Annotated in this window: 10 protein-coding genes; 7 read left to right on the top strand and 3 right to left on the bottom strand. The window is 68.0% G+C overall.

What is annotated here, in order from left to right; translation table 11 throughout:
• Positions 1-79: 79 nt before the first annotated feature.
• Positions 80-2,956 carry a leucine--tRNA ligase gene (gene leuS, locus HT102_RS11155; protein ID WP_192039503.1) on the bottom strand — a complete coding sequence of 959 codons (2,877 nt, stop codon included), beginning with the start codon at positions 2,954-2,956 and terminating at the stop codon, positions 80-82.
• A 140-nt stretch (positions 2,957-3,096) separates the two neighbouring features.
• On the opposite strand from leuS, the gene HT102_RS11150 reads away from it, so the two are divergent.
• The 3 genes from HT102_RS11150 to lat all read left to right on the top strand — a co-directional run bounded on the left by HT102_RS11150 (position 3,097) and on the right by lat (position 6,136).
• Positions 3,097-3,498: an SdpI family protein gene (locus tag HT102_RS11150; protein WP_333473399.1), complete on the top strand. Its 402-nt coding sequence runs from the start codon at positions 3,097-3,099 to the stop codon at positions 3,496-3,498.
• Between the two features lie 229 nt (positions 3,499-3,727).
• Positions 3,728-4,720 (top strand): bile acid:sodium symporter family protein, encoded by a 993-nt coding sequence (locus tag HT102_RS11145; protein ID WP_192039501.1) that lies wholly within the window; start codon positions 3,728-3,730, stop codon positions 4,718-4,720.
• 81 nt (positions 4,721-4,801) lie between these two features.
• Complete coding sequence (gene lat, locus HT102_RS11140) at positions 4,802-6,136, top strand: L-lysine 6-transaminase (RefSeq protein ID WP_192039500.1); 1,335 nt, start codon at positions 4,802-4,804, stop codon at positions 6,134-6,136.
• On the opposite strand, the gene HT102_RS11135 is transcribed toward lat, so the two are convergent.
• Positions 6,109-6,714: a YqgE/AlgH family protein gene (locus tag HT102_RS11135; protein ID WP_333473398.1), complete on the bottom strand. Its 606-nt coding sequence runs from the start codon at positions 6,712-6,714 to the stop codon at positions 6,109-6,111. The genes lat and HT102_RS11135 overlap by 28 nt on opposite strands.
• 93 nt (positions 6,715-6,807) lie before the next feature.
• Here HT102_RS11135 and HT102_RS11130 point away from each other — a divergent pair, with 93 nt between their 5' ends.
• Positions 6,808-8,163 (top strand): MFS transporter, encoded by a 1,356-nt coding sequence (locus HT102_RS11130; protein ID WP_225443549.1) that lies wholly within the window; start codon positions 6,808-6,810, stop codon positions 8,161-8,163.
• Here HT102_RS11130 and HT102_RS11125 read toward each other — a convergent pair.
• Positions 8,149-9,600 carry a CCA tRNA nucleotidyltransferase gene (locus HT102_RS11125; RefSeq protein ID WP_408611353.1) on the bottom strand — a complete coding sequence of 484 codons (1,452 nt, stop codon included), beginning with the start codon at positions 9,598-9,600 and terminating at the stop codon, positions 8,149-8,151. The two genes, HT102_RS11130 and HT102_RS11125, sit on opposite strands and share 15 nt — an antisense overlap.
• Positions 9,601-9,724: 124 nt before the next feature.
• Here HT102_RS11125 and HT102_RS11120 point away from each other — a divergent pair, with 124 nt between their 5' ends.
• The 3 genes from HT102_RS11120 to murJ all read left to right on the top strand — a co-directional run bounded on the left by HT102_RS11120 (position 9,725) and on the right by murJ (position 16,694).
• A complete protein-coding gene (locus tag HT102_RS11120; protein WP_408611349.1) occupies positions 9,725-10,594 on the top strand; it encodes an NUDIX hydrolase in 870 nt (289 codons plus the stop codon).
• Positions 10,591-12,954: a DUF6049 family protein gene (locus HT102_RS11115; protein WP_192039497.1), complete on the top strand. Its 2,364-nt coding sequence runs from the start codon at positions 10,591-10,593 to the stop codon at positions 12,952-12,954. Before HT102_RS11120 ends, HT102_RS11115 begins: the two co-directional genes overlap by 4 nt.
• Before the next feature lie 242 nt (positions 12,955-13,196).
• Entirely contained in the window at positions 13,197-16,694 is a 3,498-nt protein-coding gene (gene murJ, locus HT102_RS11110; RefSeq protein ID WP_192039496.1) for a murein biosynthesis integral membrane protein MurJ, read from the top strand.
• The last annotated feature ends 16 nt before the right edge of the window (positions 16,695-16,710 follow it).

Genomic DNA, 16,710 nt, shown 5'->3' with positions numbered 1-16,710 from the left:
GGGGTGACATGGATCACTCTATCCGACGGCGGTGGGCGGTCAGGACCACTCGGCCATCATGCTCCCGGCACCGATCCGGCTAGAGCACCACGTTGACCATCTTGCCGGGGATGACGATGACCTTCCTCGGTTGCTTGTCCTGCAGGGCAGCCACGATGCGTGGTGCGGCGAGGGCCGCCGCCTCCACCGTGGCGCGGTCAGCATCCGCGGCGACGGTGATGCGATCCCGGACCTTGCCGTTCACCTGGATGGGGTACTCGACTGAATCGTCGATCAACCACTGCTCATCGGCGACCGGGAACGGGCCATGCGCGAGCGAATCGCCATGGCCGAGCCGGTGCCAGAGCTCCTCCGCGACGTGCGGCGCGAGGGGGGCCAGCATCAGGACCAGGGGCTCGACGGCGGCGCGCGGCGGTGCATCCGGGCAGTGCTTGGTCAGATGGTTGGTGAGCTCGATGAGCTTCGCCCCAGCGGTGTTCATGCGCAGCGAGCCGTAGTCATCGGACACTCCCGCGATGGTGCGGTGCAGGATGCGCAAGGTCTCCTCGTCCGGCTCGGTGGCCGTCGTCTTGATGCCACCGGTGCTCTCGTCGATGACGAGCCGCCAGACACGCTGCAGGAACCGGTGCGCGCCCACGACATCCTTGGTCGCCCAGGGCCGCGATGCGTCGAGCGGACCCATCGACATCTCGTACATGCGGAGGGTGTCGGCGCCGAAGTCCTCGGCGATCTCATCCGGGGTGACGGAGTTGCGGAGGCTCTTGCCCATCTTGCCGTACTCCTGATGGACGGCAATGGTCTCGCCCGCCGGGTTGGTCCAGGAGAAGCCACCCTCTGATTCAGTGACCTCCTCGGCCGGCACATAGACGCCGCGATCATCGGTGTAGGCGAATGCCTGGATGTAGCCCTGGTTGAACAGTCTCCGGTACGGCTCGCTGGACGTGACGTGGCCGAGGTCATGGAGCACCTTGTGCCAGAAGCGCGCGTAGAGCAGGTGCAGCACCGCATGCTCGACACCACCGACGTAGAGATCCACGCCACCGGGATCGCGGGGCCCATGGTGCTCCGGCCGCGGACCAACCCAGTACTGCTCGTTGTCCTTCGCGCAGAACTCGACCTCGTTGGTGGGATCGATATAGCGCAGCTGGTACCAGGAGCTGCCCGCCCATTGCGGCATGACGTTGGTGTCCCGCCGGTAGCGCTTGGGGCCGTCGCCGAGGTCAAGCTCCACGTTGACCCAGTCGACAGCCTTGGCCAGCGGCGGCGACGGCTCGGAGCTGGCATCGTCGGGGTCGAAGGTGACGGGCGCGTAGTCAGTCAGGTCAGGCAGCTCGACAGGCAGCATCGACTCCGGCAGCGCATGGGTGACGCCATCCTCGTCATAGACGATGGGGAATGGCTCTCCCCAGTAGCGCTGCCGGGCGAAGAGCCAGTCACGCAGCTTGTACTGCACGGTGCCCCGGCCCATTCCCTTGGCCTCGAGCCATGTGATGGTGGCTGCCTTCGCGTCCGCGACGGCGAGGCCATTGATGTCGAGGCCGGAGTCGTTGGCCGAGTTGATCGCCTCGCCATCGCCGGTGAACGCTTCCCCCTCGGGGGCCTGCCCCTCCCCTCGCGGAGCGACCACGGGGATGATGTCGAGCCCGAGCACGGTCGCGAACTCGTGGTCGCGGTCATCGTGGGCGGGCACCGCCATGATCGCCCCGGTGCCGTAGCCGGTGAGCACGTAGTCGGCGATGAACACCGGGATGCGGTGGCCGTTGACGGGGTTGATCGCGTGGGCGCCGAGGAAGACGCCCGTCTTTTCCTTGCTCTCCTGGCGCTCGAGGTCGGACTTCGAGGCGATGGAGGCGCGGTACGCGTCGACGGCCTCGCGAGGGCTCCCCGCTCCCCCGGTCCAGCGCGGATCAGTACCGGCGGGCCAGGCATCGGCGACCAGGGCCTCGACGAGGGCATGCTCGGGCGCGAGCACCATGTAGGTCGCGCCGAACAGCGTGTCAGGCCGGGTGGTGAAGACCTCGATCGTGGCATCGCCCTCGGTGGCGAAGTGGACGCTGGCGCCGCGCGAGCGCCCGATCCAGTTGCGCTGCATCGTCTTGACCTTCTCGGGCCAGTCGAGGTCATCGAGGTCATCGAGCAGGCGGTCGGCGTAGGAGGTGATGCGCATCATCCACTGGCTGAGGTGCTTGCGGAACACGGGGTAGTTGCCGCGTTCGCTCCGGCCATCAGCGGTGACCTCCTCGTTGGCGAGGACGGTGCCCAGCCCGGGGCACCAGTTGACCATCGCGTTCGAGTGGTACACCAGCCGGTACTGCTCGAGCACCTGCTCGCGGTCACCCTGAGACATCTCTGACCAGGCCTGATCACCGGGCACCTGCCGGGCACCTGACTCGAACTCGGCGATCAGCTCGTCGATCCGGCGGGCGCGCCCGAGCTCGGGGTCGAACCAGGCGTTGTAGATCTGCAGGAAGATCCACTGGGTCCACTTGTAAAAGCTCGCATCGGTCGTCGCGACGCGTCGCCGCTCGTCGTGCCCGAGGCCGAGCCGACGGATCTGCGCGAGGTAGCGCTCGATGTTCGCCTCGGTGGTGGTGCGGGGGTGGGTGCCTGTTTGCACGGCGTACTGCTCGGCAGGCAGGCCGAAGCTGTCGAATCCCATGGTGTGCAGGACGTTATGCCCCTGCATGCGGTGGAACCGGGCGTAGACATCGGTGGCGATGAACCCGAGGGGGTGCCCTACGTGCAGGCCCGCGCCGGAGGGGTACGGGAACATGTCGAGGACGAAGAGCTTGTCATCGGGCACGTCGCCCGCGAGCGGACCCGGGGGGTTCGGTGCATCGAAGGTGCCCTTGGTGGTCCATTCGTTCTGCCAGCGGCGCTCTAGCTCGCCCGCGAGGTCCGCCGTGTAGCGGTGCTGGGGCGTCTTGTCTCCTGTGGCGGTGGACGACTGAGTCACGGTGGGCTTCTACCTCATTGTTCGACGTGAGTGCGAGATGGGTCGGCGCAGGGCGTCCCGGGGCGCGCCGACAGGTATCCAGGATAATTGCTACCGGGACCGATTCATCGGGGGCGCTCCACAAACGTATGCTAGTTACCGTGCTCGTAGTTGCCCTAATCCTGGTCATGTTCGCGGCGTTGCTCATGCTGGCGGGAATCGCTGGCGTGGCTGGCCGTCTCCCCCGCAACCGGTTCCTTGGCGTCCGGTCCCCGGAGACGCTCCGTGACGATGAGTCCTTCGCGCTCGCCAATCGCGTCGCGGGCCCGACGATGATCGCCGCGTCGGTGATCGTCCTTGCCGGGTCGGCCGCCGCGGCCGTGCTGGGCTGGTGGATCGGGGCCGCGGTTGCCGCGCTGACCGTGGTGGGCGCGATCCTGGTCGCGGGCATGGGTGCCTCGCTGGGGATCGAGGCGTCCGCGTCGCGCCCGGCCGCGGACGCCTGTTCCTCGTGCAGCGGATGCTCGCTCGCCCAGGCCTGCCAGCCGGAACCTGAGCACTGAAAGTGCTCATCCCCGGTCCTGCCCGGCCTGCTGACCGATGACCTGTCCGGACAGGTGATCGTCGCCTCGGTGTGGGTGATCACTGCTGGTAGCGGGGTGATCGCGGTCATGTTCGGTTGTAGCGCATAGCGGGCACCACCAGGCCAAGAAGACGGACGGCCTGGCATTTTCGTCAAGTGACGATAGTGCCGGCTGGTAGTCCCAGAACCCTAGCTTGAGGCATCCATTCATGAAGCGACTCGCGAGATACGGCATCGATGGCTTCATCATCGCGATCCTCATCGCAGCCGTCATCGGCGTCCTCGCCCCAGCCACCGGCGTCGGCGCAGAGATCATCACGTGGCTCACTCGCATTGGCATCGCCGTGCTGTTCTTCCTCTACGGCACCCGCATCACGCCGCAGGACGCGCTGCGCGGCCTCGCGCACTGGCGATTGCACCTGACCATCCTCACCATCACCTTCATCCTGTTCCCGGTCATCGGCCTCCTGATCGGACAGCTGCCCGGGCGCCTGCTCGCTCCCGAGCTCTACGCGGGAATCCTCTTCCTCACGCTGCTCCCCTCAACCGTGCAGGCCTCCATCGCATTCACGTCGATCGCTCGTGGCAACGTCGCTGCGGCCATCGTGAGCGCGTCGGCGTCCAACCTGCTCGGCGTACTGATCACCCCCCTGCTCGTGATCATGCTCATGAACTCGACCGGACATGCCCAGGTCGGTTCCGGCGCGATCCTCGCGATCTGCGTCCAGCTCCTGCTCCCGTTCATGCTCGGACAGCTTGCCCGCCGCTGGCTTGCGGTTTTCCTCGCCGAGCACCCCCGCACGACGCGGCTCGCCGACCGGGGCGCCATCGTCCTGGTGGTCTATGCCGCCTTCAGCGAGAGTGCCCGCGAGCATGTCTGGGACCGGGTGACCGCAGCAGACATAGCCGTGATCGTCGGGTTCAGCATCGTGCTGCTCGCGGTCGTCCTCGGTCTCAGCCACGGCATCGGCAGGGTGCTCGGATTCGACAACGCCGATCGATCGGTCATTCTTTTCGCCGGATCGAAGAAGTCTCTCGCTAGTGGCCTGCCCATGGCCGCGGTCATGTTCAGCGGTCCCTCGCTAGGCATGATCGTGCTGCCCGTAATGATCTTCCACCAGATCCAGTTGATCGTCTGCGCGATCATTGCCAATCGCCTTGGCCATGCTTATGAACAGCGGGAACCCCAAGCGAACAGGTGACGGTCACCCCCATGGCCATGTCCTCGGTCAGGTAGTGCCCGACAAATCGAGCACCTGTCCGATCCGTCCTACCATGGAGGGATGGTGGCCCCGCGGGAAGTCCATCGCATGCTCGGGCGGTCCATCCTCACCGACGGGCTCGACCTTGTCCTGGACCTCGAACGCTCGCACGGCACCTGGCTGGTCGACGCGCGCGACGGAACCACGTACCTCGACATGTTTGGCTTCTTCGCCTCGAGCACGCTCGGCATGAACCATCCGGGCCTCGTCCGTGACGAAGCCTTCCGGGAGCGCCTGCTCTCCGCGGCGATCAACAAGCCCACGAACTCGGATGTCTATACGACGGCCTACGCCGATTTCGTGGATACCTTCGCGCGCGTGCTCGGGGATCCCCGGCTACCGCACCTGTTCTTCATCGATGGGGGAGCCAACGCCGTGGAGAACGCGCTCAAGGCGGCTTTCGACTGGAAATCGCGGCACAACGAGCGGCATGGGCGGCGGCCCCAGCGGCCGCTATCGATCATGCACCTCACCGATGCGTTCCACGGCCGCACCGGCTACACGATGTCGCTCACCAACACCGATCCGATCAAGACCGCCAGGTTCCCGGTGTTCGACTGGCCTCGGATCCGTTCTCCCTACCCGGGCACAGACCGCATCGGGCATGCCCGGAACACCTCTGAACTGGTTCGACAGTCCCTCGGGCAGGCCCGGTCAGCGTTCCGCGAGCGCCCTCATTCCATTGCCGCGTTCATCGCGGAGCCCATCCAGGGGGAGGGGGGTGATCACCACCTGCCCGCAATCTTCCTCCAGCAGATGCAGCAGCTCTGCCACGCCCACGACGCCCTGCTCATCCTCGACGAGGTCCAGACCGGAGCGGGCGCGACCGGAACGCCCTGGGCATACCAGCAACTCGGGCTCGAGCCTGACATCGTCGCGTTCGGCAAGAAGACCCACGTCTGCGGGATCATGGCCGGCGGACGGATCGACGAGTTAACGCACAACGTCTTCACCGTTCCCTCCCGCATCAACTCCACCTTCGGGGGAAACCTCACCGACATGGTGCGGTGCCAGCGCATCCTGGAGATCGTCGAGGCCGAGGGCCTCATCGCAGCGGCCCGCGACAAGGGCAAGCTCCTCCTGGCCGAGCTCGAGGACCTCGCCACCCGCTGCTCAGCGATCACTGACCCCCGCGGGCGGGGGCTGATCTGTGCGGTCACCCTTCCGGGCACCCCGTTCAGGGATGCCACCATCGCGGCTCTCCGCGAGGACCGCCACGTTCTCGTTCTTGGCTGCGGAGAGCGATCATTGCGATTCCGCCCGCCGCTGACGGCCAGCATCGACGAGCTCCACGGGGCCGTAACCGCGCTCGGAGCAGTGGTCGACGATCAATTGCGATCCACGTCGATCGGATGAGTCGCCAGCATGGAATAGCGAGCCGACTGGCGCCGCAGCACCTGCCCCCATAAGTCGATGCGGGCAGGGGCGAGCACGTCCGCGGGCAGGCTCGGGAACATCATCCAGTCGTCGCGCGCAAGCTCGCTCCCGAGCTGCCCGCCGGACCAGCCCGCATAGCCGACGAACACCCGGATGCCAGCCAGCAGGGGAGCGAGGTACTCCGGATCGGCATCAAGATCGACCATCACGGTCCTGCCCTCGACCTGCTTGAGACCCTCCACACCATCAGCGGACAGCCCTGGCCGGACAGTGCCCAGGCATACCGCGGACTCCCGGCTGACGGGTCCGCCGATGAACAGCGCCTGCGGCTTGGCCACGAGGGGAGCCCACTGCGGGAACACGTCATGCACCGCCGTCTCGCTCGGACGATTGAGCACGACTCCCAGCGTGCCGGAGGCATCATGATCGATCAGGTACACCACGGTCCGGCGGAACGTGGGCTCGTAGAGCTCCGTCGAGGCAATCAGCAGCGCGCCCGGAAAGGGAGCACGAACAGACCGAGCGTGCTCCTCCTCGGGCTCATCCCAGGTCGACACACTCACTATCATGGCATCACACCACGCGAGGAACACCGTGATCGACTGGCTTCCCCGCGACCGTCCACGCGCGAACCACCGTAAGGATCCAGGTTGATAAGGCGCATCCGCGCATTCGCCGAGGCCGTGCGGGACCGGCCGCCTCTGCTGCGCCTCGCGGTCGTCAGGTGGCTCAACCAGTTCGCCGATGGGTTCTTCCAGGCAGCGCTCGGGGGCGCGATCCTGTTCAATCCCGAGCGCAACGCCGATCCGCGGGCGATCGCCGCAGGCTTCGTGCTGCTCCTCCTGCCGTACTCGATCATCGGTCCGTTCGTCGGGGTGCTCCTCGACCGCTGGGACCGGCGCTGGGTCCTCGTATGGGCGATGATCGCGCGCATGGTGCTCACCGTCGCCGCTGGCTACGTGCTGCTGGCGTCGATCCCGGGGCCCGCTTTGATCCTTATCGCGCTGGCTGCCATCGGCACGAGCCGGTTCATGTTCGCGGGCATGTCCGCGGCCCTGCCGAACACCATCCCGAGCACCATGCTGGTGCCCGTCAACTCGATCCTCGTGACCGTGGGAGCTGCCCTGGCGGCGCTGGGCGCCACGGCGTCGATCTCCATCGCGACCCTCGCGGGGGCGGGGGACCGGGGCTCTGGCACGACCGTGCTGATCACCTTCGCGCCCCTTGCTCTTGGGGTGTTCCTGGCGTGGGGGTTCCCGGCCCGGCTGCTCGGCCCGCATGGCGGTCGCGCGGGGGAGCGGGTGGGCGTCGTCCGAGAAGCGCGGGCGATAGCGTCAGGCCTCGCGACGAGCGCGCGTGCCGCCTGGCGCTCGAAAGGCGTGACGTCCGCGCTGCTGGCGCTCGCGGCCCACCGCGCTGTCTTTGGCATCAACACGTTGATCATGGTGCTGGTGCTCAGATCGCCCGACCCGGGATCGATGCTCCCCGGCGGGCTCGCCGGATTCGGCCTCGCCGTCGCGGTCACCGCCGGGGGCATGCTCGTCGGCGCGGTGCTCGCGCCGCTTATCGTGCCCTGGCTAGGGCGGACCCGGACCATCGTGGCAGCGGTGCTGCTCGCGGCGGTCACCCAGGTCATGATCGTGAGCATGCTCGGTCATGATGCGCTGGTCGTGGCGGCGTTCCTGCTGGGCGTGGCGGGGCAGATGATCAAGCTATCGGGCGACGCGGCGATGCAGATCGAGATCGCTGACCGGGAGCGGGGGAGCGTGTTCGCCCTCCAGGACATGCTGTTCAATGCGTTGTTCGTCGGAGCTATGGCTGCCGCATCCATCGGAATCGCTGCCGATGGGCGATCACTATCGATCGTGATGGTCGGCGCAGGAGCGTATGTGCTCGCGATAGCCCTGATCGCCCTCAACGAGACGCGGGCGACCCCTCCGCGCACCACCACCGAGCGCGCGCGGGAACTACTGCGCCTGTGGGCGAGGCGGCTACCCTTCCACTGAGCGCTGCTGCCACCATGCGAGCAGCGCGGCCCCGGCCTCGTCCCGATCCAGCGGCCCGCGGTCGAGTCGTAGCTCCTTGAGGAAGTTCCATGCCTGCCCGACCTCCGGGCCGGGCCGGATGCCGAGCAGCTCCATGATCGCGTTTCCATCGAGATCCGGGCGCACCCGCGCGAGGTCCTCCTGCTCCTGCAACTCGACGATCCGGCGCTCGAGATCGTCGTACGCGCGCTGCAGGGCGTTGGCCCTGCGCTTGTTGCGCGTGGTGCAGTCGGCGCGGACGAGCTTGTTCAGCCGGTCGAGCAGGGGACCGGCATCGGTGACGTAGCGGCGCACTGCCGAATCGGTCCACTGGCCCTTGCCGTAGCCGTGGAACCGCAGGTGCAGGTACACCAGCTTCGAGACGTCCTCGATCATGCTCTTCGAGTACTTGAGGGCGCGCATGCGGCGGCGGGTCATCTTGGCACCCACGACCTCGTGGTGGTGGAAGCTCACGCCACCGGCCGGCTCGTTGCGCTTGGTGGCGGGCTTGCCGATGTCATGGAGCAGCGCCGCCCACCGCAGGACGAGATCAGGACCGTCGTCCTCGCGGTCGATCGCCTGGCCGAGAACGGTGAGCGAGTGCCGGTAGACGTCCTTGTGCTGGTGATGCTCGTCGATCTCGAGCTGCATGGCGGGGATCTCGGGGAGCACATGGTCCGCGAGGCCCGTGGAGACCAGGATCTCGATGCCCGCGATGGGGTCGGCGCCGAGCATCAGCTTGTCGAGCTCGGTGCGTACTCGCTCAACGGTCACCCGCGCGATCTGGTCAGCCATGCCGCGCATCGCATCGACCACCCGGGGCGCGACCTCGACGCGCAACTGCGCGGCAAAGCGTGCCGCGCGCAGCATGCGCAAGGGGTCGTCATGGAACGATGTTTCCGGCGCGGCGGGGGTGTCGAGCCGCCGCGCCACGACATCGGCGAGGCCGTCGAGCGGATCGATGAACTCTCCGACTCCAGCGGGGGAGATCCGGACCGCCATCGCGTTGAGCCGGAAGTCCCGCCGTACGAGATCACCGTCGAGGCTCTCGCCGAAGACAACCTCAGGGTTGCGGGAGCTGCCATCGTAGGTATCGGAACGGAAGGTCGTGATCTCGATCTGCGTGCCATGCTTGACGGCGCTGATCGTCCCGAACTCGATACCGGTGTCCCACTGCCGCTCGACGCAGCCGCGCAGGATCGCTTGCACTGCTGCTGGCCGCGCGTCGGTGGTGAAGTCGAGGTCGTTGCCCAGCCTCCCGAGCACGGCATCGCGCACCGAGCCGCCCACGAGGTACAGCTCATGGCCTTGCGCATGGAATCGCGAGCCAAGCTCGCGCAGCATCGTATCGTGCGGTCGCAGGGCTATCACCGCGGCCGCGAGCGCGCGCGCGTGCTGGTCGTTCTGGGACTGTGGCACCACGGCATGACACCCTACCGGTCGGTGCGCTGTGCGCCGCATCCGTGCTACCGGCCCTGATCTGCTCCATAGTGCATGGCTGCGTCATGCCGGTGCACCCGGTGCTTACCGGTACCATGGCTAAGTGTCTCCTGACGAACGTGTACCACAGCGGCGCCGGCGCCCGCGGCCGCAAGGTGGTCAGCCACGCCAGGGGGGCGCGGCCCAGCCCCGGCCAGTGGACGGAGCACCCGCACCAATACAGCGGACCCCACGGGATGCCGCCCGCCAGCCGCACCACATCAAGCCAGCCCCGTCCCAGGACCGCCAGGACAACCACGATGGCCCGCGCTCCGGCCAAGGGCACGGCAGCACCAAGGACCAGGGACGATCAGCACGGGGCTCGGCACGGGGCGGACGGCGCAACCGCAACCAGGTCCAGGGCAATGAGAAGCTGCCCCGCAAGCGCCGGCTCCGCACCGTGCGGGAGACCTCGGCCGGAGGGCTTGTCATCACCGGATGGGAAGGTGGCCGCGAGATGCTGCGGGCAGCCCTGATCGGTCGGCTCGATCGGCGGGGCAGGTTGCTGTGGTCGCTGCCGAAGGGCCACATCGAGCTAGGGGAGACCGCCGAGGAGACGGCGATGCGCGAGGTCGCCGAGGAAACGGGCATCCAGGGTCGTGTCCTCGCGTCGCTCGGCAGCATCGACTACTGGTTCGTCACCGAGGGGCGCCGCGTGCACAAGACCGTGCATCACTACCTGCTGCGGTTCCTTGGCGGGGAGCTGTCCGATGCCGACATGGAAGTGACCGAGGTCGCCTGGGTTCCCTTGTCCGAGCTGGACTCGCGGCTCGCGTACGCTGATGAGCGCAAGCTCGCGCGCATGGCCAGCGAGCTGATCGCCAGCATGAAGGACTTCGTCGATGCCAGCATCGAGGCGGTCACCGAGGACAAGGCGGCGACTCCACAGCCCGGCAGCGCCCCGAGCAGCACAAGGGATTCCACGACGTCATGAGGTTCTGGCGCGCTGGCGCACCTGCCCGGATCCTGCTTGTCCTGCTCGCGAGCGCACTGGTGATGATCGTCGCGCCGCCCGTGATCAGCAGCGCGCAGCCAGCGCCCGATCAGGGCCCGGGCATGTCCGGGCCGCTCGCGGTGCGACTGGACTCGATCACCCCATCCGTCGTCACGGGAACTACCGGCCCCGACCTCACGGTGACCGGCACCATCACCAACACCTCGAGCTCGGCGGCAGCTGGGCTCGCCGTACGGCTCCAGCGCGCGGCGCGGGTGTCGACCGAATCGCAACTGCTGTCAACCGCGTTGCTCGCCGAGCCGGACTATCCGATCTTCACGCCGAGCATCCCGGTTGCGGACACGCTCGAGCCGGGGGAGAGCCAGTCATTCACCGCTTCGTTCCCGCTGCTACCCGAGGAGGGCGACTCCCTCTACGTGCGCGAGACTGGAATCTTCCCGATCCTCGTGAATGTCACCGCGCAGCATGAGGGCTTCGGCATCCGGGACCATTCAGCACGATTCCTTCTGCCGGTGCTCGAGCTCCCACCGGGCGAGGCGCCCGACGACGTGCCTGCCCGGAGCGGGGACGACGAGCGCGCGGAGGCCGGCACGGAAGCCCCCGCCCGTGATCCGGTTCCCCTCACCATGCTGTGGCCGCTAGTCGACGAGCCGAGCATCGCGCCCGGCAGCTCCGCGGGGGAGGACGGGCCCACCCTCTCCACCGATGCGCTCGCCGGAGCTCTCGCGCCGGGGGGACGGCTCGATGTCCTGCTAGCCGTGGCGGGGCGCGCGATCGCTCCCACGGCCCCGGGCAGCGCGCTCGTCTCTTCCTCGCTCTGCCTGCTCATCGATCCCGACCTTCTCTCGACGATCAACGCGATGGGATCCGGCTACCAGGTTTCCCTCGCCGGTGGCGGGACCGCGCCCGGGAACGGGGCAGGGATCGCGGGGCGATGGCTCGATCGGCTCCGTGCCCTCGCCCAGGAGGTGTGCATCGTTGCCGCGCCCGCCGCCCAGGCCGACCTCGAGGCCCTGGCCCGGCTGCAGCTCCCCGGCCTGACCGAGCGATCGCTCACCCGTGGCACGGATGTCCTCGCGACCATTCTCGGGGCGCAGCCCGTCCAAGGAGTCACCATTCCCGATGAGGCGGTCATCAGCGCTCAGGCCGCGGACATGCTCGCGGGCACCCCAGCGGACGCCGTGGTGATCAGCGACGATGCCGCGCTGGTCGATGCCCGGCCTCCGCGGGGGGAGCGGTTCGCCGCCCTGTCAACACCGGGAAGCGGCTCCCTGCCCGCGATGCTCCTCGATGGCGGCCAGGCCCAGCTCCTCGCGGCGATGGGGGAGGAGCCTTCGGTCCCGGTGTTCGCCGAGCAAGCGGGAACGGATCCCGCGAGCAAGGATCGGCTCGCCCGCCTCCAGGACACGATCGCAGCGGTCGCCTGGCCCAGCCTCGCCGAACGCGGCGACGGCGCCCCGGCAGCGCCCTCCGCGACCCTGCTGCTCCCGCCGCGCGAATGGACGATCAGTGCCGCGGAGGGCGATGCGCTGATGTCCTCCATAGCTACCTTGATGCTCACCAACAAGGCGATACCGGCCCCGTTCGGCGCGATCGCCGATGAGGCTCGCCAGCCCGGGGCGGGCCATCCCCCCGGGACCGTGCAGTACCCGCAGCGCCATGAGGATGTACGGGTACCCGATAGCGTGCTCGAGGACGTGCTGAGCGCCTCGCGCTCGGTAGAGCAGCTCGCCTCCGCGCTCGTGACCGACCCCACTCTTCCGCTGACCCCCGACGCGTTCCTCGCGCCCCTGCGCGACGATCTCGTCCGCGCGCTCACCACCGCCGGCAGGGCCGACCCCGGGACGGCCAGCCGTGCCGCCGCGCGGCGAGCCGAATCCGTCAGCCAGGCCATCGCGCGAATGCACGACCAGATCACGATCCTCAATCCCGGCGGCGTCCAGACCCTTGCCTCCGCTCAGAGCCCGCTGCTGCTCATTGCCCGCAATGACCTGCCGGTGCCCGTTCGCGTGCGCATCGTGGCAACGGCCCCGCCCGGCGTGGCCTTCGAGGAGCTCGGAACCCAGCAGCTGCCGCCGCGCGGGTCGCGGCAACTGTCGATCCCGACGAGGGTGACGAACAATCGCCCGTTCGCCGTGGATCTCCGGCTCAGCACGCCCGATGGCGATCTGCTCGGGGAGTCCATCCGCATTTCAGTCCGTTCGACTGCGTACGGGCGGATAATGACGATCCTCACCGGTACCGCTGGTGCCTTGCTGCTCCTCCTCGCGGGACGCCGGCTCTGGCACCGGTTCCGCGGACAACCCGATCCAGCTGACGAAGGCCACGAGCACACATGACGGATGGCACGCACCCCCCTGACGGATCCAGCCCCGGGCAGGAACGGCCCCGCTCGCCGCGGGCGCCGTGGGAGCGCTTTCCCGAATCGCTGCATCGCTCGCGAAGCACCAGCCCGCGAGGGTCCGCCGGGCGCCCCGCCGCGGCCGGGCGCAGCCTCCCGCCCCTGCCCGTGGACATGACCGGCAAATCCCCGATAGTGTCCGCAGCACCTGACCAAGCCGAATCCACGCAGGACAGCGGCATGTCCGCGAAGGTGACCGGTACCGAAGGCGGGCAGCCGGCCGGGCCCAGCAAGGAACCGTCGCGGCATGATCAGGCCGACACGACCATGATGCGCAATACCGGGTCGATGGCCGTGCCGACGATGATCAGCCGCGCCACCGGGTTCCTGCGCACCGTGCTGATCGCCGCGGTGCTCGGTACTTTTGTTGGTGACGCTTTCACCATCGCCAACGTGTTGCCGAACCTCGTCGAGCAGCTCGTGCTCGGCGCGGTGCTCGCCGCAGTGGTCGTGCCCATGCTCGTCCGGGCGGAGCACGAGGACAGCGATGGGGGAGAGCGGTTCACCCGGCAATTGCTGACCCTCGCTACGACGATCCTGCTCGGGGCAACGGTCGTCGCCATGGCCCCCGCGCCGTTCCTCGTCTCGCTCATGCTCAACCGCGGTGGCTCCGTCGTGGATCGTGGGCTGACCGAGGCGCTCGCGTACCTCTTGCTGCCGCAGATCCTCTTCTACGGCCTCACCGCCGTGTTCGCCGCGATGCTCAATACGCGCGGGGTCTTCGCGCCTGGCGCGTGGGCGCCGGTGGCCAACAACATCATCGCCATTGCGACCCTGGGGGGCTTCTACCTCATCTGGCGGGATCCGACCGATATGTCGACCGCTTCCGTCTTGTTCCTCGGCATTGGCACCACGCTGGGCGTGGTCGCCCAGGCAATGGTCCTCATCCCGAGCATTCGCCGCGCCAAGGTTCCCATCCGCCCGCTCTGGGGGCTGGATCCGCGGTTCAAGAAGTTCGGCAGCATGGCCGCGGCGATCGTCGTGTACGTGGCGATCAGCCAGATCGGCTTCGTGGTCACCTACAACGTGGCCTCCGGGTCGAGCGAGGGTGCCGCGCTGATCTACAACATCGTTTGGCTGCTGCTCCAGGTCCCCTACGGCGTGCTCGGGGTGGCCGTCCTCACGGCGATCATGCCCCGCATGAGCCGCAGCGCAGCCCAGCAGGACCACCAGGCGGTCATCTCCGACCTGACCATGGCCACCCGCATGACCATGGTCGCGATGATCCCGGTGATCGCCGTGATGACGGTGGCGAGCACGCCGATCTCCATCGTCCTGTTCCAGTACGGGAACTTCGGCACCGACGATGCCGCCATGCTGGCCGGCACCTTGTCCCTTGCCGCGTTCTCGCTCGTGCCGTACGCCCTGGTGCTGCTGCACCTGCGCGTCTTCTACGCCAGCAGCGACGGCTGGACGCCCACCTGGATCATCATCGGCATCACCACCGTCAAGGTCGTGCTCTCCCTGCTCGCGCCGCGCTTGGCGAACGATCCCAGCCAGGTCGTGGCATTCCTGCATTTCGCGAACGGGGCTGGATTCGTCGCGGGCGCCGTCGTCGGCGCGGTGCTGCTGCGCCGACGGCTCGGCCCGCTCCGCCTGCGCTACACCTTCAGCTCGATGTTCATGGTGTTCGCGGCATCGGTGGCCGGTGCCGCGGCGTACTTCGGGTACCTGATACTCCGTAGGTTCGTCGTTCCCCTGGAGTTCCTGGGGCGCTTCAACGCCTGGATCGATCTGCTCGCTGCCACCGTGCTGATCCTGGGCGTCTCCTACACGATCCTCTACAAGCTGGGCGTGCCCGAGGTTGCTGTGGTATTCGGCGCGCTCGGCCGGGTCGCGGGCAAGCTACAGCGGGGGAGGGGCACCGCGAAGGCCCTCCGCGGAGGCGCTACCGAGGAAGAATCGCCGGACGCTCCGCAGCAGCACGCCGGGATTGCCGCCAACCTGTCGTACTCTGGCCCTGAGCACTCTGTTTCGCATGGGCACCGCGACGCAACCGGCGACGTGTCACCTGGTGTGACTGAAGGAAAGAGAATGAACGACGCCTCGGAAACCTTGACCGATCCCGGGACCGGCAGTCACGACGATGCAGGATCCGGCCCCTCCCACGGCAGGCGGCCCCGGCTCACGCCCGGCACGATCGTCGCCGGTGGCCGATACCGGCTCATTGAGGAGCATGGCCGCGCGCGCGGCCTCTTCTTCTGGCAGGCGCAGGACCTCAAGCTCGAGCGTGATGTCGCGCTGACCTTTGTGATGGCTCCGTCTGCCGAGGAGGCGGGTGCCGACGAGGCCGAGAGCCATGACGCGCTGCTGGCACGCACGCTGCGCCTCGCGCGCATCGACTCGCCCGGCGTCGCCCGGGTGCTCGATGTGGTCAAGGGCCGGGCGGGTGGCATCGTCATCTCGGAATGGACACTGGGCCAGCCCCTGCGGGAGATCGCGGACAGCAAGCCTGCCGCTGTGGGTGCCGCGCGCGCGGTGCGCGCGCTCGCCTCCGCCGCGGAGGCGGCGCACCGATCAGGCACGGCGCTGTCCATCGATCATCCCGATCGCATCCGCATCAATACGGCGGGCGACGCCGTGCTCGCGTTCCCGGGCACGGCGGCCGATGCTGATCAGACGCGCGATGTCCATGGCCTCGGCGCTGCGCTGTACGCGCTCGTCACGGGGTTCTGGCCGCTCGCCGAGCCCGGCGATGCCCTGGTCGATCGCGGCCGTGCCACAGGGGCAGAATTCGCGCGGCCCGGCACGAGCATCGGCGGTCTCCCGGCGCCGGAGCTTGATAGCGAGGGGAACCCCACGGATCCGCGCAGCATCCGTGCAGGGGTTCCGTACGAGATCTCCGCGGTCGCGCTGCGGGCGCTGCACCCGAGCAGCGGGATCCGCACAGCCGCTACGGTGCACCAGATCCTTGACCAGGCAACCATGGCGGACCAATCCACCGACATGATCCCGGTCATCCGTGCCACGCAGGCCAACGTGCGGCCCCGCTCGGTCCGGATCAAGCCCCAGTCGATCCTGATGACCCCGGAAGAGCGGCGCAAGCGGTCCCGCCGCGTCGTGCTGGTGCTGTCGCTCCTCGCCATCGTGACCGTGGTGATCCTGTCGATCGCCGCGACGCAGCTGACCAAGGCGCTGATGGATGGCACCAACACGCCTGTCCAGCGCCAGCCGCTCGGGTTCACCGCCGAGCCACGCGTTCCCGGGCTGGACCAATCCGGCGGAGGGCGTGCTGTGGATTTCGCCGTCACGCCGAACGAAGCCACGGTGTACTCGCCGCAGCAGCAACCGGACAACCCCGGTACCGCGAGCAACGCCATCGACGGCGACCCGGGTACATCGTGGTCGACGTCCCAGTACTTCCAGCAGTTCCCGGCGTTCAAGAATGGCGTTGGCCTGATCCTGACGTTCAACGACGAGTATGGGTTCTCCGAGGTCGAGATCGAGACGACTCGTCCCGGGTCGCGGATCGAGATCCGGGTCGCGGACGAGCCGGAGCCCGCGCTCGATGACACCGTCGTCGTGGGCACCGCCGAGCTCGGGGATGGTTCGACCACGATCGCGCTCGATCCGGGCGCTCGCGGCCAGTACCTCCTGGTGTGGATCGATCAGCTCAGCGACGCCGAGGGACGTTTGCAAGCCGACATCAGCGAGATCGAAGTGACTGCGCAGCAATAGTTCACGCGAGTACTGC

The organism is Lolliginicoccus lacisalsi (assembly GCF_014841105.1).
In the GTDB taxonomy this organism is placed as follows: Bacteria; Actinomycetota; Actinomycetes; order Mycobacteriales; family Mycobacteriaceae; genus Lolliginicoccus; species Lolliginicoccus lacisalsi.
The sequence above is the reverse complement of the archived record's forward strand: the minus strand, read 5'-3'. Positions and strand labels throughout refer to the sequence as shown.